We start from the raw sequence: 18,318 nt of genomic DNA, 5'->3' as shown, positions 1-18,318 counted from the left end.
GTTGATTTTGGTGTAGGAACTTTAATTATACAGGCTCATATTGAATGGGTCTTTTTTTATTTATTTTGAGTGGTGCACTTAATATTACAATTCGTCAACAAAAAATACTATTTATATAAAAAACCACATAATTAAATAGATATAATAATATTGCGATTAGATTTATTTAGTCCTAATTTCTTTCATTCTATCCAATCAAAGTTCAAAAATCGAAAAAGAGCATATTACAAACATTTAAAACAATTTTTATTCATAAAAGAGCGATTAACAAATTAAAAAGCTCGATTAAATGCAATTAACACATATATTGATAATAAATAGCTATTATTTTTCAAAAAATACATTTCCTCATCACATATTTGTCAAAATTTATAAAAATCCGATATTTATTATTATTTTTTTAATGTTGTCTAAAAATCGATTAACAAAAAAGAGTCTTCTACACATAGCTGTGCAAAAGACTCTTTTTGACTTAATTAAATTACATGATTTTATTTCTTTTTACGGCGTGCAGCGATTAATGCCATTGCACCTGCAAATAATGCGCCTAAACCAAGACCAGCTGCTGCCGTTGTGCCATCACCAGTTTGTGGTAAGCCCGTTGCATCAGTTGAACCTTGTGCACCATTCGCAGAAGCATTGCCATTTGCATATGTGTTTGCATTGTTAGCTGCTACTGTTTGGTTGCCATTTGAACCGTTATTCGCTAAGTTGCCATCTACACCGTTTGAACTGTTGTTACTAGTGTTACCTGATTGACCGCTATCCGCGCCATTTGTATTAGAACCATTCGAACCGAAGTTACCATCATTAGATCCGTAACCATTGTTGTTTTCTGAACCTTCCTCTGGATCATCTTCACGATCATCAGTAGGTGTGTTGTTTGTGCTTTCTGATTCTGATGTTGACTCTGAATCTGGATCACTTGTCGTATCATCTGTTCCGCCATCTACTGGTGGCACAACCGTTGTAGAAGTTTCTGATTCTGATGTTGAATCAGATGTTGAATCTTCGCTTGTCGATTCTGACGTTGATGTTGAATCAGAGTCTGAACCGTCACTTGTTGAGTCTGATGTTGAATCAGATGTTGAATCTTCGCTTGTTGAGTCAGAAGTAGATGTTGACTCTGAATCTGAATCACTTGTCGTATCATCTGTTCCGCCATCTACTGGTGGCACAACCGTTGTAGAAGTTTCTGATTCTGATGTTGAATCAGATGTTGAGTCTTCACTTGTTGAATCTGATGTTGAATCTGAATCTGAACCGTCACTTGTTGACTCTGATGTTGAATCTGAATCTGAGCCTTCACTTGTTGACTCTGATGTTGAATCTGAACCTTCACTTGTTGATTCTGATGTTGAATCTGAATCTGAACCTTCACTTGTTGATTCTGATGCCGAATCAGATGTTGAGTCTTCACTTGTTGATTCTGAATCTGACTCTGAACCTGGATTTGTGTCATCGCCAGGTGTTGTTGTTCCTTGGAAATCCCAACGGTGCGTTTCACCAGCACCTAAGAATTTATTAACGATGATTGAACCATCAATATTTGAATCGCCACCTAAAGAAGCCTTTGTCGCTAAAATTGTTCCTTGCCATGCTTTATTTAGCGTAATTAGACCAGCGTATGCGCCAAAGTTCCACAATAACGTTGAATCGGTGAAGTTTTCTGTTTCTTGAACAGAGCGTGTTGTGCCATCTTTATATTCTAATTTAATTTCGCTGTCCACAATCATTGATGTGCCAACTTTATCCGACACTACATTAATAACAACCGTTGCATCATTAGGAATATTTTTCACTTTAAAAGTACCCTGATGAATTAAATCTGCTGCATCTAAGTTTAAGACAATACGTTTATTATCATCTGCTTCTAATGTATCTAAATCTAAAACATAATCATTATCTACTTGGAAATTTCCTTGGTTATCAGTCTTACCTTTATATACTTCTGCAGATGCAATGTCACCTGAAGCTAGACTTTTTGAAACTGCACGAAGAGTATTGAATTCATTTTCGAAATTAATATACGTTGTGCCCGCTGCATCTTTTTGAACATTTTTAATATTACCTATTGGATCACTTTCATTAATTACAAAACGTCCGTCATTTTCAGCAGTTACTGGAACATTTTCTCCTAATACTAATAATGTATCTCTTTGTGCTACACCCGTTCCACCGCTTAATTTAGCATCTGTAGCAATTGATTGAATATACGAAATATCACTAATTGTATTTTGATATGGAACGGCTTCTTTAATACTTGTACCAAAGTTTGCATTTGCACCTGTCAATTTCCCAATTGCAACATTACCATTTGTATGCGTTTTTAAGTTTGCTTCATTCGCAAAAATATGGAAGTTTTGTGCAATACCTAATAAATTATTATCAACATCTTTATTTACTTTTTCTTTAATATCTTGTTTCACGTCGCCTGATGCAGGAATTGTTGTAGGTACTGCTTTGGCACTTACTGCTGCTTTTGCTGTACGGTTTACAGCAGTTGTGTTCGTTTTAGCTGTCGCTTTTTCTACATTTTCTTGTACGTTGTTTTGTTTTGTATTTTCAACAGCCTTTTGTACATTTGATTTTGCTGTTGTTGGTGCTTGCTGTACTGCTGCTGGTTGTTGAGTTTCTGCTGCGACTGGCGCTGGAACCTCAGTTGTCTCTTCAGTTGCTGGCGCTTCTGTAGCTGGTGATTCTACTGGTGTAGTTGACTGTTGAGAAGTTTCTGTTATAGTTTCTGGTGAAGCTTCAGTTGCTTCCGCTACTGGTGCTGTAGCAGGTACTTCTGTTGGTGTTTGTTGTGGAGCTTGCTCCTGTGTTGCTGCATTTACAGTTACTGGCGTTTCTGCAGCAGAAGCAGTTACAGGTCCTAGACTGTTTGTAATAGCTGTTAATGCTAATACAGCTGTTGATGCACGATATAATGACTTATTCATAATTCTTCTTACCTCATTTTCTCTTTTTATTTTCCTATTATTGCTAAATATTAATTGTATAATTACTTTTACAATTATAGTTCATTATACTCTATTTTTAAAATAATTTAAGAAATTATATTTAAATTTCACAAAAAATTTACATTTTAAGTTTATTCTCAGAAAAAATAGCCAATTATTGCCCATAAATAAATAAATAAATAATGAAAGGATTTCTAAAATGAATAAAAAGTACTACTTTCTAAACATTAACTTTAATTATATTCGCACAGGAGTCGAGAATGCTTCATTACTTCGAAGCAAACTATTTAATGAATATTTAGGTTTACAGCCAATTATGCTAACAACGCTATATAATGAGCATTTAACAGCGAGAAAAGACACTTTGTATAATGAAAAGCTAATGAATACTACGACAAAAATCATTAATATGTATGAATTTTTCCAACAGACAGATGATAAATTGCAAGAAATTATACCAAAAGAGAAAAACAGCACTTGGTCTTACGAATCAATAGCAGGAACAAATGATGTTCGCGTACGCAATGAATTAGGAGAAAAGATAGAGTATCATGTTTATAATCCAGATGGACGTCAAAAATTTATCAATTATTTCAATAAATTTGGTAAAAAAATACGCCGTGAATGGTACGACGCCAATGGTTATATGAGTAAAGTGGAAGTTTTACATCCGACAACTGAAAAGCTAATTATGGAACAGTATTTTTGTAAAAATGGTACACCGTGCATTTATAAATACTTCTCAGGTGATGATAAGCCGCAGCTAACGGACATTCATCTTGTTAAACCAGATGGTCGTACGTACTTCACTTGTCACACAGAACAAGAGTTAATTACTTATTGGTTAAAACAACTATTCGATGAAGAGTCAGTACATTACTGCTTTATCGACCGCAGCTTACCTTATTATCCAATTTTAAAAAATTGGCAGCGTCCAAATCTAAAAATCATTTCACTATTCCATAGCTCGCATTTAAAAACGGGGAACGATTATATGACGGGTCAGTGGAATTCGAACTATCGCGACGTTTTAAATGATATTGATCGCCCAGATGCCGTTGTTTACTTAACTGAAAAACAACGGCATCATGTAAAAGAACGTCTTGGTCATCATGACAATCAATACGTTATTCCACATGCGCTCGAAACATTACCTGCTCGTGTGCCATTCTCGCAACGTACGCCGTATTCAGTAGCTTATCTAGCTCGCTTCGCCGATGAAAAACAGCCACTTGCGGCAATTCGTATTTTCCATCAAGTATTACAAGAATTCCCGACTGCGACATTCCATTTATATGGACGCGGCGATCAGCGAGATAAAATGCTGGGTTTAATTCGTGAATTAAACGCATCTAATAATATTTTCATTCATGACTTTGTAGATAGTGTAGAAGCTATTTATAATCGTACACAAATCGGTATTTTAACAAGTAAAGTGGAAGGTTTTTCACTCTTTACACTTGAATGTATTGCACATGGGGTTCCTGTTATTAGTTATGATATTGATTACGGGCCAAGTGATATGATTACATCTGGCGAAAACGGGGTGTTATGTCCATTAGATGATGAAGAAATGATGGCAAATGCCTTAATCACCTTGTTTGAAAACCAAGCTATTTTAGAGCAGATGAGTCACAATGCTTATGAAGCTGCAAAACGCTTTGATGGCGCCAAAGTGGCACATGATTGGAAAGCTTTATTACAGAATTTAGAAAGCTAAAAAAGCTATAAGAAAAGAGACTGGGACAAAACACGTCATTTTCCTTTTTTAGCGTTCGCAACGAAAAAACGGAACCGCGCCACAGCGCGATTCCGTTTTTTCTTATGCTCATATGAGAGGTGATTTCTACATGTATGTCCCAGCCTCTTTTTATATACTATTTATGAAATACAGGCTGCTTGTAGTGCATACCAGCATTCTTCATAAAGTGCGTGAAATTCAACGGCACGCGCCATTTCTGGTGGTGTAATAATTTCGTTCCAGCCATTCTCTACTGTGTAATGTAGCATATCATAACCAAAGCTATCTTGTAATTTCATCGTTTGCAGTTGATGATTTCTCATAATCGGTAAACTCATCATTTTTTCAATAGCGCCCTTACGATCTGGTGCAATGACAGATAAATAACTATGTTTCAACGTATCATACTGCACACCCGTATAAATTCCATGTGCAAATTCATGATGAGCCACTTCAGCAATTTTCTCATGATAAGCTTGTTCGCTCATCTCCGCTGCCATTCTTGTCAACATCATATTATCGATACATACATCTAATAGATTTTCTTTTATCATTATCATCACTCCTTCAAATGCTGTTACCTTTATTATCGTCTAAAAAAATAATTTTTTCATCAAATATGTCTATTTTTTGTCTATTTTTCGAAAAATCAAATAAATTATTGATTAAAACGAGATTTTCATTCACCTACTCGTTATTTTTTAAGTTTTTTAACACCTGATGACAACATATCTAGTAATGAATGTAACGTTGTTGCTAAAACATTCCCTAAAAAGAAAATGCTAAAGGGGTCCCATAAACGTTCCAATTCTTGCGCTAATTCATGATCTTTTAATTCCATAAAAAATGGATGTCCATTCATTAATACATACACACTGTTTAGAATAAATAACAAAAGAACGACGCTACCAAAATCAATATGAAGACGTTTTTTACGATATTTTTTAGGTAATTTCTTTTTAGTTGCGGTAACGTATAATAAAACCCCTATCGTTAACAACAAATACGTCGCATTCATATATTGCATCGTTTCTAAAATATATTTCGAAATGATGTATGGTGATAAGAAGAATACGCTATACATCATACCAATCCAAATATAACGAATGATATCACTAATTAGTGGAAAATGACTCCAAACAGAACGATGCGCTAGTATGTTTTGATATGGATGCCAAATAAAACGGAGCGCACCCCAACGATAGTATAAGTTACTTCGTAAATCTAAATCAGGACCTAAATAAAACGTCCCAACCATAAAGCCTAATACAAAATAAAGGATGCTGACATCATTTATCAAATTGTAAAAAAATAATACCAACACGAGAAGCGTAATAAATATACTATTAACGCGGTCATGTGTTTTTCCTGAAGACACTGTCAACACACTCTCTACTTATAGATTTATTACTATTATACCTCTTACCTAACGTTTTGAACATATGTTCGTATGTGTTTTTCAAAAAATTTATGTATTTTACATTTCTCCGCAATCATCCATGTTGAAAAAAGAAGTCGACACAGCCATGCCCGCTACTCCAGTCCCTTCTAACGACATCCCTTTTTCTTTTGTCATACCGCCAATCGCAATCACCGGTACTGTCGTGCGTTCACAAATCGTCTGTAATAATTTTTCACCAATCTGCTTTTTATATGGGTGTGAAAAGGATTGATAAATAGGCCCTACTACAAAGTAATCTGCTATCGAGGCAGCATCTAACTCAGCCATCGAATGAATGGATTGCCCTGCTAATTTATGTGGGTAGTGCTGTTTAAAAGTAGCTAAGCGATTATCATGTGCTAGGAAATGAACCCCTGCTACATCGTAGTTTATGGCTAATTCAATATTGCCATACAAAATAATTTTTTCTTTACTTACATTACACGTTAAAAAATAACGCAGTAACGTCTCACTATGTCGTTGTTGACGAATACAAACATAATCAAATTCATCAATTCGGGCAATAATCGCCTCAACAATTTCTTCTACTTTTCCACCAGAAAGTCCATCTGGAATAACAGCAAATACTTTCAAATTATCCATCACTCCTCACTAAATGTGGTGTTAATATAGCTAAAAAGTTCTGAAAAGTCAAACTATTTTTTGTTACTTTTTTGACTTTATAGACATCTTTGTCATATTAACCTAACATTTTGAGATTGTTTTGTTACAAAAATAAAACGTAACTGTCTTATTATTCTGTTATACTGTCGAAGTTAAGAATACTAGGAGGTTTGTTTAGAATATGAAAAGTTTACTACGTACCACGAGCGTCGCTGCCCTGCTAGCCTCAGCATTAACGGCTCCCATGGCAGCAAATGCCGAAACATTATCACCCGCAAAACCAGATGGTCAAGTGAAATGGGAAGGTAAGTCTTTTGTCACAGATACAACCGATACATCTAAAGCACGTACAATGGCGACAGGCGAAACCGTAATCGATGTATCAAAATGGCAAGGTAATATCGACTGGGCAAAAGTGTCAAAAACAGTTGATTTCGCTATTATTCGTACACAATACGGTAGTTCTGTTGAGGATTACATGCATAGTACATACGAAAAACAAGCAAAAGCAAATGGCGTACCCTTCGGCGTTTATTCATACAGTTTAGCCGTCTCAAGCTCTGATGCGAGACAAGAAGCACGCGATTTTTATAATCGTGCAGATAAAGATGCGCAAATGTATGTAATTGATGTTGAAGAGATGACCGGTACATCTGGTGAAAGCATGCGTACAATCATCAACGCCTATGTGGATGAACTACGAAAATATACAGATAAAAAAGTAGGTCTTTACATTGCACATCACTTATATAACCAATTAAATTTAGATACATCAAAAGCCGATTTCGTATGGATTCCACGTTACGGCAGCACAGCACCAGCTTACAACTATGATCTATGGCAATACACAGACCAAGGTATTGTAAGCGGTATTAGCGGCTATGTCGATTTAAACCGTTTACATCCAAACCAAGAATTAAATGATATTCGCGGTAAATCTTCACTTGTCACACAAGCAGGTAATGACATCGATTTAACGAAATTTTTCACGAAAAATCCAAAGAACGTTATATTGAAAAAAGATGCGGGCGTTTATAAAAGTACAACTTTCACAGCTAGCAAAAAAATCCGTACCTTAGAAAAGGATACTGTAGTAGAGGTACAAGGTATTGATTATACCTCTACTGGTGTCCCACGTCTTAAAATCGGAACAAATAAATACATTTCAGCAAACAAAATTTATATGCAAAAGATTGTCGCAAGCTATGATAGCTTTTATTATCTAAATCCTGGAAAAATCCTTCTGAAAAAAGACGCAAACTTATACGATAATGTAGACTTTAATACGTCTACACGTGTCGGAAAAGCAGTTGAAGGCTCTGTGTTAACAATTGCAGGCGTTGATTTCACTGAAGGTGGCACACCGCGCTTAGAATTATCAGATGGTCGCTATATTTCAGCAAATAAACAATATGTACAAAAAGTACGTGCAGATATTGAAAAATACATTACAGACGTTCCTGAACGTGTATTAACATTAAAAGAACAAACACTTTATAATGACTTCGCACGTAAGAGCATCTACAAACAATATGGTATTGATCGTACATTTACAATTGATAGCATCGAATACACTGATGCGGGCACACCGTTCTTAAAAACAACAGGTGGTAAATACATGACTGCGTTAAAAACACATACACAAGTCGTGCCAGAAAATGTGAAACAATATTATTACACAAGTGACTTCCCATCATCCGTCACAACACTTGTAAAATTATCTGAATTCAGCGATGTAAACTTAATTACAAAAGTAAAAGCACTTCCAATTGGTACAACTGTACAAATTGCAGGTGTTGAATTTAGTAAAGATGGTGTCCCACGCTTTAAAACGACAGATGGCACGTATATTAGCTCATTAAAAACAAGATTCAAATAAAACTATACTTGACTCAATTTGAGGATAGGTTCGCAAAAAAGACTGGGACAAAACATGTTATTCTCCTTTTTTAGCGTTCGTAACGAAAAACCGGAACTACGCCACTGCGCGATTCCGGTTTTTCTTATGCTTATAGGAGCGGTTATTTTTACACGTATGTCAAAGCCGCTTCTTTTGTATATACAGCTTAAACAGTTTTATTGCATCTTATTTTCATTTGGTGCTATGATACCACTAGCTCAAGAAGCGTATTTAGGAGGCAAACAGATGTCAATTTTACACATAACAAATCCACAACAAATAAATGAACAAGTTGCGACGAATAAAATGGTCGTATTAAATTTCTGGGCAACTTGGTGCGGACCTTGCCGCATGTTCGCAGAAGTACTTGAACAACTAGATGATAACAACGACGATATTCAAGTATTGAAAGTCAATGTTGACGAACATCCAGAGATTTCCGAAAAGTTTGATGTCATGGGTATTCCTCATACACGTGTCATTTTAAATAATTCGATGTATGAGCCACTTGTTGGTCATATTCCACTTGAGCAACTAGAACCGATGCTCCGTTCAGAAATAGACGGTCAATAAAACATACTAAAGGCGTATCATGGAGTCGTAATTGTCTACTTCATGATACGCCTTTTTAATTATTTACCAATACGACTCATTTTCATAACGCCCCAAATGGATAATCCAATAACCAATGCAATTAATATCCAAAACAGCGGTGAAAGCTGTTCTTGTAGAGTCAGAATTTCATACATAATGAAAGCCATCAGAACCGCGATTGTATTTTTTGTATAGTTTAAAATTTGCGAACTTGCACGGTAAAATTCCTCGGCATTTTCTTCGTTAAAACGTGCTGGATAATTATGTAACTGTGGTTTACGCTCTAAAAATTCTAGGCCTATTTGCGTTGCAATAGCAATAAGGATAAGAGCGATTGTTTCCCATTTAGAGCCGTAACGGTCAACCGTATTCCCGTTGTAATGCATCGGAATTTCTGCGGGTAACGTACTCATTTTTGCGAAGAAAAATATGATTAAAAATAAAATAGCCGCATAGCCAATACTATTCGCAATTTTTTCGGGAATTGATTTTTCAAGCTTTATTTTAGGTCTCATATAACCCCTCCTGTTCGAGTACTTTTTCAACAACCTCTACCGGAATAATGTCATGTTGGCGTAACATATGAAGTGGCATCCACACCGCTTCATATGTATCCTCTGCTCGCATATCAACAAACTCTTCGCCTGTCCCCTGGCCAAAAACTCCACTTTGACGCGTGGCATAATAATAATATTGTGTACCATTATAAGGAATGGTAATCAAGCAATTTCCAATTTCAACAACTAACCCAAGCTCTTCAAACGCCTCTCTTTTTGCTGCGGCTTCCACCGTTTCACCCTCTTCTACCTTCCCACCAGGAAATGTATAATAGCGACGTCCATTTTTAACACGCTTAATTAACGCGACACAGCTTTGTTCGATTAAAATAATCGCGCTCCGTTTATGCATCTTGCACACCCTTTTACCAAATTATACCACAAAAAAGAGTATAGACATATTTGTCTACACTCTAATCACATTATTGTTTTTTCAAAACAAGCGTTTCTTGCTTTCCATCATAAGTAAGTGTCAATGTTTTATCTTCTTCCGTTGCTAATGTACATTCATTACATGAATCCGTTTTTTTAATGGAATTGTTTACTAATAACTCGCCTGTTCCGGCAATTTTTTCATCTGCTAGCTCATAACCAACTTGTTTTGGTAAATCTCCTGTACCAACATACTTAATGCTTAGTTCATATTGTTTTTGACCTACTGATGGCTCTTGAACAACTGAATAGCTCGTATCCCAATCACTGTTTGTAGCTTTAAAATCGTATGTTTGTGTTGGTTCTTCTTGGCTACATGCTGCAAGTATAACAAGTATAAGACTTAATACAAATAATAAGCTAAATTTCTTCATTTCATTTATTCCCCCTATGGTATGGCGCGCCCAACTGTATATCCGGTGAAAATACAGCTACCTAAAAAGGTTCCTTCTAAGGAACGGTAGCCATGGATACCTCCGCCACCAAATCCTGCCGCTTCACCTACTGCGTACAAGCCATTGATGACATTCTGCTGTTGATCTAGTACGGCACCGTTTAAATTAGTTTGTAATCCTCCAAGCGTCTTGCGCGTCAAAATATTAAGACGTACCGCAATAAGTTTCCCACTAGCTGGGCTTAATAGTTTATGTGGTTTTGCTACGCGTACTATTTTATCACCGATATAGCGTCTTGCGTGATAAATTATTTGAATTTGTGGGTCTGTCGATTGTTTATTCACAATTTCGTCATCACGACTCAAAATTTTCTCCTTAATTGATAAAAAATCGAGCAATTCATTGCCTACTAAATTATTCATTCCCGCTACTAGCTCTTTGACACCATCCGCTACGACAAAATCCACACCATTGTCGATAAATGACTGCACAGGTTTTGGTGCCCCTTTTTTCACACGCTGTAGTACCTCAAGTAACCGCTTATTCGTCAAGTCCGGGTTTTGCTCTGAGCCGGATAATGCAAATTCTTTTTCGATAATTTCCTCCGTTAAAATAAACCATGAGTAATCATAGCCCGTTTTGCCAATCGCTTCAAGCGTTGACAACGTATCAAAGCCTGGATAATTTGGTGCTTCAAAACGATTCCCCTCTGCATCAAGCCATAATGAGGACGGTCCTGGTAAAATTCGAATGCCATGATTGTCCCAAATCGGTGAAAAATTGCGTAAGCCTTCCGTATAATGCCACATCCGATCTTTATTAACGATACGCGCACCATGCTTCTCTGCTAGCTCAAGCATTTTACCATCTACATAATTAGGCACACCGGCAATCATTGTTTCAGGCGCTTTTCCAAGTCGATCAGGCCAGTTTTGACGTACAAGCTCCAAATTCGCGCCAATGCCCCCAGATGCAATGACAACCGCATCCGCGTCGTAGTGAAATGGCCGTACAACTGCGCGAGAGGTCGCTTTACCACGCTCCGCGGTGTCTTGCACTAAAATATTCCCTCGAACACCGCACACACCCTGCTCCGTCATGATAAGTTCCGTCACCTGGTGCCTCGCTAGATAGGTTAATTGCCCGCGATTTCTCGCTTCAAGCACAGATTTTTTAAATGGCTCGACAAGTCCTGGTCCCGTTCCCCATGTAATATGAAAGCGCGGCACGGAATTTCCATAGCCGCCCGGTAGCATCGCCCCACGTTCGGCCCAGCCGACTACAGGGAAAAAGCGTACACCTTTTTCCTTTAAATACGTATATTTTTTATGTGTCGCAAATTCAACATAGGCATGTGCCCATTGAACCGCCCAACTATCCTCATCTTCAACACGATCAAATCCTGCTGTATGGCGCCAGTCCTTCCAAGCAAGCTCAAAGCTATCTTTTACCCCTAGACGTTTTTGCTCAGGTGAATCAACTAAAAATACGCCACCAAAGGACCAAAAAGCTTGGCCTCCTAAAGATTGTTCGCCTTCTTGATCCAATAATAAAACTGTTTTTCCTCGATTGATCAATTCAGTTGCTGTCACTAAACCTGCAAGACCTGCACCAATAATAATGACATCGTATTTCATGTTGTAGCCCCCTTTTCGTATTAAATTCGCTTTTTTATGTAGAAATTCCTTTATATATCTTGAAAAAAGATTAATACTATGCCAGAATGAGATAAGTTACGAAAATGTGAATTTTTTAAAGCGAATTAGTTGATAACGCTTCCAAAAAACGTTAGCGTAATGGTGAGAGAAAAATGCATCCTAAGTACTGTAATAGCTTTTACATAAACAACACGGTTTTTAACAACTAAACGCGTTACACTTAGTATGTGACAATGATAACTACTATGACAAAGAGAGGTGACAGTCAGCGAGTAATTCGCTTGACACACTACTATGGATACACGTAAAGAACATGACTTTTTAGGCGAATTAGAAATTCCAAACACAGCTTACTATGGCGTACAAACAATGCGTGCAAAAGCAAACTTCCCAATTACAGGGTATACGATTCACCCTGAATTAATTCGTGCAATGGCTATCGTGAAAAAATCAGCTGCCCAAGCAAATGCAGCAACACATCAATTAAAACCATCTACTGCAGACGTAATGATTGAAGCATGTGATGAAATTATTAACGGGCAGTGGCACGAACAATTTGTTGTGGATCCAATCCAAGGCGGTGCCGGTACTTCAATTAATATGAACACAAATGAAGTCATCGCTAACCGTGCTCTTGAAATTTTAGGTTATGATAAAGGTCGCTTCGACATCATTAGCCCAAACAACCATGTAAATATGGCACAATCAACAAATGACGCATTCCCTACAGCAATTCACATTGCAGCACATTCAATGATTCAAAAATTAGGCAAAACAATGAAAAAAATGAAAGATACATTTGTCGCAAAATCACTAGAATTTGATGATATTGTCAAAATGGGTCGTACACACTTACAAGACGCTGTGCCAATTCGTTTAGGCCAAGAATTTGAAGCCTATGCAGCAGTTGTTGGTCGTGATATTACACGTATTAAAAAAGCACAAGAAAGCTTATTAACAGTCAATCTTGGTGCAACGGCAATCGGTACAGGCTTAAATGCTGATTTAGAATACCGTGAGCTTGCGATTAACTTCCTACGCAAAAATACAGGCTATCCATATGCATTAGCGCAAAACTTAATCGATGGTACACAAAACACCGATGTTTACACAGAAGTATCATCTGTATTAAAAGTGTGTATGCTAAACATGTCAAAAATCTCAAATGATATTCGTATGATGGCTTCTGGCCCAACTGCTGGTCTAGGTGAATTAATTTTACCTGCACGTCAACCAGGATCTTCAATTATGCCAGGGAAAGTAAACCCTGTAATGCTTGAAGTAATGAACCAAGTAGCATTCCAAGTAGCAGGAAATGATTTAACGATTTCAATGGCTTCTGAAGCGGGTCAATTTGAATTAAACGTGATGGAACCTGTACTTGTTTATAACCTACTACAATCACTACAAATTATGGACAATGTATTTGAAGTATTTACAGAATACTGCCTAAAAGATATCAAAGCAAACAAAGAACGTTTACTTGCTTATGTTGAAAACAGCATTGGTATTATTACAGCTGTATCACCATATATCGGTTACGAATCGTCTTCTCGTATCGCACGTGAAGCACTTGCAACAGGTAAATCTGTACGTGAGCTATGTGTTGAATACGGTCACTTCACACCGGAAGAAATCGACAAAATCCTTAGCCCATACGGTTTAACAACACCTGGGATATCTGGTGACCTTGCGAAATATCGCGCAACACACCACGAAGGTTTAAAATAAATAAAATAGCTGAACCCCAAAAGTCGTTAACATGACGACTTTTGGGGTTTTTTATTGTGCAACATATTGTCTTTCTGTATTTAAAATACCCAATTGTTGATAATATGTTTGAACTGCCTGTTGAAATCTAAGCATCTGTTCACTATTTTCCAATACTTCTTGAATTTGTTGCAACATATTCGGGCCAGATACTTCAAAAATAAGATTATGTTGAGTTAAATAAGTTAAATTTAGTCGTTCCTGACCCGGTAGTGCATAGTTTGAAAAAAGGGGTAGCTTTTTCATTAATGCTTCAGATACTGTAACACCACCTGGTTTGGATAACAGCGCATCCACTTTATCATAGAGTGCATTCATTTCATCCCGACTTGTAATATACCGTAAAGGCTCTACATTTGGTAAATGCCAAGAAGTAATAACATCATATAGCTTCTTATTATCTCCACATAAGATGGAAAAACGCATCGTTGAATTTTGAAGCTGCGTGATTACATGCTTATCAATTAATCCTAAATTGCCCCCAGCAATTAAAATATGTGGCTGTTGACTAACTGTTCTAGCTATTGTTTTTACAATACGTGGATGCACTGGAATACCAGATACTAAAATTTGGTGGGATTTGAACCCCATAATCTTGCATCAATTCAACAGCACATTCTGTAGAAGGAACCATATGCAAATCTGCTAATTGTTTTTCCCAAACACTATCAACAAAAAAATCTGTATATACATTAATCAATGGCACAGTAAGACCATATTGACGTTTTAATAATCCAACAAGTCTTGACGGAAAACTATGTGTACAGATAATATATTGTGGCTTTTTCACAAGGATCAATGCGTAAAGTGTCTGTAACATCTTTTTTTCAAATGGCTCGAATGGTTTAAATACATATTGTTGGCGATGAAATTGCTTTTCAAAAAAGTGATGATAGCTTGCTGGTGAATAATGAATCCACTTTAAATAAGTTGCTGTAACCACACGCTCTAGCCTTGGAAATGTATAATTTAAAATATCAATTTTTTCTACGCTTTCTTGAGGGTAACGTTCTTTAATTTTCGCTGCTAATGCTTCTGCTGCTTGATGATGACCAGATTTCATTTGTAAAAAAGGTAAGAATAAAATCATGATTTCCACACCCTTTCAGTTGGTGCCTCTACTATATCGTGACAACCTGAAAATCTGCTGAATTTTTCAAATTTTTTATTAATTTTTTACTCCTTGCCATTCGTCGCTCAGCATACTGTAAACAAGAGAATCCCGCCAGCCACCATTTATACGCATGTGGTCACGGATTCGCCCCTCTGATTGAAAACCGACCTTTTCCATTACCTTAAAGGAAGCAATATTTTCAGGGTCACAGGTCGCAAAAATACGATGCATATCTAGCTGTTCAAAGCCAAATGCCAGTAAAATATTCGCAATTTCAGTCGCAAATCCTTGTCCCCAGTAAGCTGGGTGTAACACATAGCCGATTTCTGCGCATTCATTATACCAGTCTGTAACACGTAACTCACCCGCTCCAATAACTTGACCCTTGTACTCTACAACAAGACAAAAGCGCGCTCGTTTATTCTCCGCAGCATCCACCATAGCCTCTGTAACAAATTCCGTTGTTTCTTCCAATGAATTAGGTCCCCACGGCTCATAACGTGATACAGCCTCTAATGACGCATACTGGTGAATCGCTGGAATATCCATTACTGTTACGTCACGTAAGCGAATCCGTTTTGACAATAAATTCATCTATTCTTCCCCACCCTTGCTTTAATTGTCTTATTTCTATACCCGTTTACACACAAAAAAAGCTGGAGATATTTGCCCAGCTTCTTTCAAAGATATTAGTTTAATAAGTTCACAAATAAATCCGTTGGCTGTGGTTTAGTCGTAATCATTTTTTGTTCGCTCATCCAATCAATTTGCTGTTGCCATACATCTGTACTGTCAGATAAAAAGGCAGCTTCTTTTTGCTCCATCGTATTCATTAAAATTTGTAAGCTTTTCTTTTCTACTTTAGGTGATAATGGGAAGTTTTCTTTATCTTGTTTCGCTATTAATAGATTTAATGCTTGTTGTGGATGCTTCTTCATATAAGCGTAGCCTTTCTCAGAAGCACGTAAAAATGCTTTTAGTAGTGCTGGATTTTCTTCAATTGTCTTGTCCCCGGATACAAATAACAGTTCATAATAATTCGGCACCCCATAATCCGCGGGGTTAAACGTACGTGTCGGAAATCCCTTCTCCTCCATTACGGGCACTTCGTGATTAATAAGCGCACCACTAAGCGCATCCACTTTATTCGTAATCAGTGCTGGTACAAGATCAAAGCCTACATCTTGCATCGTCACTTTCTCTGGGTCCCCGCCATCTGCTTTTACCATAGATTTTACATAAGCTTCACTCAGGTCACTTCCTGCATAACCAATTGTTTTTCCTTCTAAATCCTTCGGTGATTGAATCGTCTTTTCTTTATCCAGGACAATAATATGGTTTAATGGCTCGCGTACAATCGGTCCAATTGATTTTACAGGGATGTCCTCATTTGCACGCGCTCGCACAACATCTTGCTGATAATAAATCCCCACCGTTGCTTTGCCGGCAGCAGTCAATGTCAATGGGTCCGTCACATTTTGTGGGTATTGGATGTTTAAGCGAATCCCCTCTTCTTTGAAATAGCCTTTTTCCTCAGCAGCATAAATAAAGCTATGTACAGCATTAGGATACCAATCAAGTACGAGTGTTACCTCTTGTAGCCCATCAGCTGCTGTTTTTTTATCACTACTTCCGCAAGCAGTTACTAGCATCAAACAAACACTTAAAATACATAACATCATTATTTTCTTCATGCTTCTTTCCTCCACGTAATATATTTTTTTTCAATTATTGTCATTATCGTAGCAAAAACAATCGCTAGTAGTGATAACACAACAATCGGTGCAAACACACCTGCCCCATCCATTTGTGTCATCATACGTTTACTAAAGTAACCTAGTCCGGACTGAGCCCCTAACCATTCACCAATCGCAGCACCAATTACCGTCAGCGGAACAGCAATTTTTAAACCCGTAAAAAAGGATGGGATGGCACTTGGTACTTTTAATTTCCAAAATTGTTGCCAACGACTTGCACCGAATGTCTGCAGAAGCTCTAGCTGCCCTTTTTTCACACTGCGCAAGCCATCAAAAGTATTCATCGCAATGGGGAAAAAAGCAATTAGGACGGTCACAAGCACCTTACTCCAAATGCTATAACCAAACCACAGCACAAAAATAGGTGCAAGGGCCGTCGTTGGAATCGTTTGTGAGACGACAAGAAGCGGATAAAAAGCGCGCTCTAGCCAAGCACTAGCATCCATTACTAATGCAAGAGCTATACCTAACACAAGTGAAATAACTAAACCAATCGCAATAATGGCTAATGTCGCCGGTAGATGTATCATGAAGAGTGGCTCTCGTAGTAGCCATATCTTTTCAATAATTTGTCGCGGTGACGGTAAAATATAAGGTGAGGCAATCAAATGTGCAAGCCATTCCCACACGGCTAGTAAAACGAGCATTACAATTAATGGCGGTAGCATTTTTCTCATACCATAGCACCACCAATCTTGGCATAAATTTGTTGTTTTGAGACTGACGAGTCCATGCATTCGAATGCTGCAATTGGCTGTGTTGTCGCCACAAAAATACGATTTGATAAAAACAAAGCTTCATCAATATCATGTGTAATAAAAAGAATGGTCTTTTTTTCTACTTTCACAATATCCTTTAGCCACTGCTGTAAATCCTTGCGTGTAAGCGCATCTAGTGCACTGAATGGTTCATCTAACAACAATACGTCCGCTCCTGTTAAAAGAGTTCGTATAAAGCTTACGCGCTGCTGCATGCCACCTGATAATTCATGTGGCTTTTTATCCTCATAATCCGCTAATCCAAACCGTATAAAAAATTGCTGTGCTTGCCTACGAGCCTCTTTCTTCTTAATCCCCTGACATTCTAAAGGAACAATCGCATTGTCAAGCGCTGTTCGCCATGGCATAAGCTGATGTTGCTGTGGCATATAACCTATTTTTCCAGGTTTTTTAATCACACCCTGCTGTGGTTGCTCAAGTCCTAGTAGTAAACGAAATACCGTACTCTTCCCACAACCACTTGCACCAACAATACTAATAAACTCCTCCGCTTTTATGTGTAGATTTAAGCCACTTAAAATTACCTTCTCATTGTATGAAAAATATACATCTTCCATTGCGACAACCATTATCCATTCCTCCTTCATCACAAC

The 18,318-nt window shown here is 37.4% G+C and carries 18 protein-coding genes; 4 read left to right on the top strand and 14 right to left on the bottom strand.

Annotated features, from left to right (window positions below):
* Positions 1–491 precede the first annotated feature (491 nt).
* Positions 492–2,942 (bottom strand): collagen-binding domain-containing protein, encoded by a 2,451-nt coding sequence (locus tag ACFSY7_RS14115; protein WP_380148266.1) that lies wholly within the window; start codon positions 2,940–2,942, stop codon positions 492–494.
* Between the two features lie 403 nt (positions 2,943–3,345).
* On the opposite strand from ACFSY7_RS14115, the gene ACFSY7_RS14110 reads away from it, so the two are divergent.
* Positions 3,346–4,683: a glycosyltransferase gene (locus ACFSY7_RS14110; protein WP_380148265.1), complete on the top strand. Its 1,338-nt coding sequence runs from the start codon at positions 3,346–3,348 to the stop codon at positions 4,681–4,683.
* A 161-nt stretch (positions 4,684–4,844) separates the two neighbouring features.
* Here the strand turns inward: ACFSY7_RS14110 and ACFSY7_RS14105 are convergent, their stop codons facing one another.
* From ACFSY7_RS14105 to ACFSY7_RS14095, 3 genes are all read right to left on the bottom strand, one after another.
* Positions 4,845–5,258, bottom strand: a complete 414-nt coding sequence (locus ACFSY7_RS14105) for a hypothetical protein (protein ID WP_139993422.1) — start codon at positions 5,256–5,258, stop codon at positions 4,845–4,847.
* A gap of 140 nt (positions 5,259–5,398) precedes the next feature.
* The gene (locus tag ACFSY7_RS14100) at positions 5,399–6,082 is read right to left on the bottom strand and encodes a metal-binding protein (protein ID WP_139993420.1); all 684 of its coding nucleotides are present in this window, start codon (positions 6,080–6,082) and stop codon (positions 5,399–5,401) included.
* Between the two features lie 99 nt (positions 6,083–6,181).
* Entirely contained in the window at positions 6,182–6,739 is a 558-nt protein-coding gene (locus ACFSY7_RS14095; RefSeq protein ID WP_380148264.1) for a thiamine phosphate synthase, read from the bottom strand.
* Positions 6,740–6,950: 211 nt separating this feature from the next.
* On the opposite strand from ACFSY7_RS14095, the gene ACFSY7_RS14090 reads away from it, so the two are divergent.
* A complete protein-coding gene (locus tag ACFSY7_RS14090) occupies positions 6,951–8,648 on the top strand; it encodes a DUF5776 domain-containing protein (RefSeq protein ID WP_380148263.1) in 1,698 nt (565 codons plus the stop codon).
* Between the two features lie 267 nt (positions 8,649–8,915).
* Complete coding sequence (locus tag ACFSY7_RS14085) at positions 8,916–9,242, top strand: thioredoxin family protein (protein WP_126989887.1); 327 nt, start codon at positions 8,916–8,918, stop codon at positions 9,240–9,242.
* A gap of 59 nt (positions 9,243–9,301) precedes the next feature.
* On the opposite strand, the gene ACFSY7_RS14080 is transcribed toward ACFSY7_RS14085, so the two are convergent.
* From ACFSY7_RS14080 to ACFSY7_RS14065, 4 genes are all read right to left on the bottom strand, one after another.
* Positions 9,302–9,778 (bottom strand): SdpI family protein, encoded by a 477-nt coding sequence (locus ACFSY7_RS14080; protein ID WP_380148262.1) that lies wholly within the window; start codon positions 9,776–9,778, stop codon positions 9,302–9,304.
* Positions 9,768–10,172 carry an NUDIX hydrolase gene (locus ACFSY7_RS14075; RefSeq protein ID WP_380148261.1) on the bottom strand — a complete coding sequence of 135 codons (405 nt, stop codon included), beginning with the start codon at positions 10,170–10,172 and terminating at the stop codon, positions 9,768–9,770. Before ACFSY7_RS14075 ends, ACFSY7_RS14080 begins: the two co-directional genes overlap by 11 nt.
* A gap of 70 nt (positions 10,173–10,242) precedes the next feature.
* A complete protein-coding gene (locus ACFSY7_RS14070) occupies positions 10,243–10,626 on the bottom strand; it encodes a hypothetical protein (RefSeq protein ID WP_380148260.1) in 384 nt (127 codons plus the stop codon).
* A 14-nt stretch (positions 10,627–10,640) separates the two neighbouring features.
* On the bottom strand, positions 10,641–12,284 hold the full coding sequence (locus tag ACFSY7_RS14065; RefSeq protein ID WP_380148259.1) for an FAD-binding dehydrogenase: 1,644 nt from the start codon (positions 12,282–12,284) through the stop codon (positions 10,641–10,643).
* A 315-nt stretch (positions 12,285–12,599) separates the two neighbouring features.
* Here ACFSY7_RS14065 and ACFSY7_RS14060 point away from each other — a divergent pair, with 315 nt between their 5' ends.
* Positions 12,600–14,036 (top strand): aspartate ammonia-lyase, encoded by a 1,437-nt coding sequence (locus ACFSY7_RS14060; RefSeq protein ID WP_380148258.1) that lies wholly within the window; start codon positions 12,600–12,602, stop codon positions 14,034–14,036.
* A 51-nt stretch (positions 14,037–14,087) separates the two neighbouring features.
* Here ACFSY7_RS14060 and ACFSY7_RS14055 read toward each other — a convergent pair whose 3' ends face one another.
* The 6 genes from ACFSY7_RS14055 to ACFSY7_RS14030 form a co-directional block, all read right to left on the bottom strand.
* Positions 14,088–14,666, bottom strand: a complete 579-nt coding sequence (locus ACFSY7_RS14055) for a hypothetical protein (protein WP_380148257.1) — start codon at positions 14,664–14,666, stop codon at positions 14,088–14,090.
* The gene (locus tag ACFSY7_RS14050) at positions 14,593–15,165 is read right to left on the bottom strand and encodes an MGDG synthase family glycosyltransferase (protein ID WP_380148256.1); all 573 of its coding nucleotides are present in this window, start codon (positions 15,163–15,165) and stop codon (positions 14,593–14,595) included. Before ACFSY7_RS14050 ends, ACFSY7_RS14055 begins: the two co-directional genes overlap by 74 nt.
* Before the next feature lie 78 nt (positions 15,166–15,243).
* Positions 15,244–15,783, bottom strand: coding sequence for a GNAT family N-acetyltransferase (locus tag ACFSY7_RS14045; protein ID WP_380148255.1), 540 nt, complete (start codon positions 15,781–15,783; stop codon positions 15,244–15,246).
* A 95-nt stretch (positions 15,784–15,878) separates the two neighbouring features.
* Complete coding sequence (locus ACFSY7_RS14040; RefSeq protein ID WP_380148254.1) at positions 15,879–16,883, bottom strand: ABC transporter substrate-binding protein; 1,005 nt, start codon at positions 16,881–16,883, stop codon at positions 15,879–15,881.
* A complete protein-coding gene (locus ACFSY7_RS14035; RefSeq protein ID WP_380148253.1) occupies positions 16,880–17,623 on the bottom strand; it encodes an ABC transporter permease in 744 nt (247 codons plus the stop codon). Before ACFSY7_RS14035 ends, ACFSY7_RS14040 begins: the two co-directional genes overlap by 4 nt.
* Complete coding sequence (locus tag ACFSY7_RS14030) at positions 17,620–18,294, bottom strand: ABC transporter ATP-binding protein (RefSeq protein WP_380148252.1); 675 nt, start codon at positions 18,292–18,294, stop codon at positions 17,620–17,622. Before ACFSY7_RS14030 ends, ACFSY7_RS14035 begins: the two co-directional genes overlap by 4 nt.
* Between the last annotated feature and the right edge of the window lie 24 nt (positions 18,295–18,318).

It is taken from the genome of Kurthia populi (assembly GCF_042686175.1).
GTDB classification, from domain to species: domain Bacteria; phylum Bacillota; class Bacilli; order Bacillales_A; family Planococcaceae; genus Kurthia; species Kurthia populi.
The sequence above is the reverse complement of the archived record's forward strand: the minus strand, read 5'-3'. Positions and strand labels throughout refer to the sequence as shown.

Excerpts from the sequence above, each read along its gene's own strand:
- ACFSY7_RS14035 (WP_380148253.1), bottom strand. The coding sequence starts at position 17,623 with ATGAGAAAAATGCTACCGCCATTAATTGTAATGCTCGTTTTACTAGCC.
- ACFSY7_RS14055 (WP_380148257.1), bottom strand. The coding sequence starts at position 14,666 with ATGGGGTTCAAATCCCACCAAATTTTAGTATCTGGTATTCCAGTGCAT.
- ACFSY7_RS14110 (WP_380148265.1), top strand. The coding sequence starts at position 3,346 with ATGAATACTACGACAAAAATCATTAATATGTATGAATTTTTCCAACAG.
- ACFSY7_RS14050 (WP_380148256.1), bottom strand. The coding sequence starts at position 15,165 with ATGATTTTATTCTTACCTTTTTTACAAATGAAATCTGGTCATCATCAA.
- ACFSY7_RS14045 (WP_380148255.1), bottom strand. The coding sequence starts at position 15,783 with ATGAATTTATTGTCAAAACGGATTCGCTTACGTGACGTAACAGTAATG.
- ACFSY7_RS14085 (WP_126989887.1), top strand. The coding sequence starts at position 8,916 with ATGTCAATTTTACACATAACAAATCCACAACAAATAAATGAACAAGTT.
- ACFSY7_RS14065 (WP_380148259.1), bottom strand. The coding sequence starts at position 12,284 with ATGAAATACGATGTCATTATTATTGGTGCAGGTCTTGCAGGTTTAGTG.
- ACFSY7_RS14040 (WP_380148254.1), bottom strand. The coding sequence starts at position 16,883 with ATGAAGAAAATAATGATGTTATGTATTTTAAGTGTTTGTTTGATGCTA.
- ACFSY7_RS14080 (WP_380148262.1), bottom strand. The coding sequence starts at position 9,778 with ATGAGACCTAAAATAAAGCTTGAAAAATCAATTCCCGAAAAAATTGCG.
- ACFSY7_RS14075 (WP_380148261.1), bottom strand. The coding sequence starts at position 10,172 with ATGCATAAACGGAGCGCGATTATTTTAATCGAACAAAGCTGTGTCGCG.
- ACFSY7_RS14090 (WP_380148263.1), top strand. The coding sequence starts at position 6,951 with ATGAAAAGTTTACTACGTACCACGAGCGTCGCTGCCCTGCTAGCCTCA.
- ACFSY7_RS14070 (WP_380148260.1), bottom strand. The coding sequence starts at position 10,626 with ATGAAGAAATTTAGCTTATTATTTGTATTAAGTCTTATACTTGTTATA.
- ACFSY7_RS14060 (WP_380148258.1), top strand. The coding sequence starts at position 12,600 with ATGGATACACGTAAAGAACATGACTTTTTAGGCGAATTAGAAATTCCA.
- ACFSY7_RS14115 (WP_380148266.1), bottom strand. The coding sequence starts at position 2,942 with ATGAATAAGTCATTATATCGTGCATCAACAGCTGTATTAGCATTAACA.
- ACFSY7_RS14030 (WP_380148252.1), bottom strand. The coding sequence starts at position 18,294 with ATGGTTGTCGCAATGGAAGATGTATATTTTTCATACAATGAGAAGGTA.
- ACFSY7_RS14105 (WP_139993422.1), bottom strand. The coding sequence starts at position 5,258 with ATGATAAAAGAAAATCTATTAGATGTATGTATCGATAATATGATGTTG.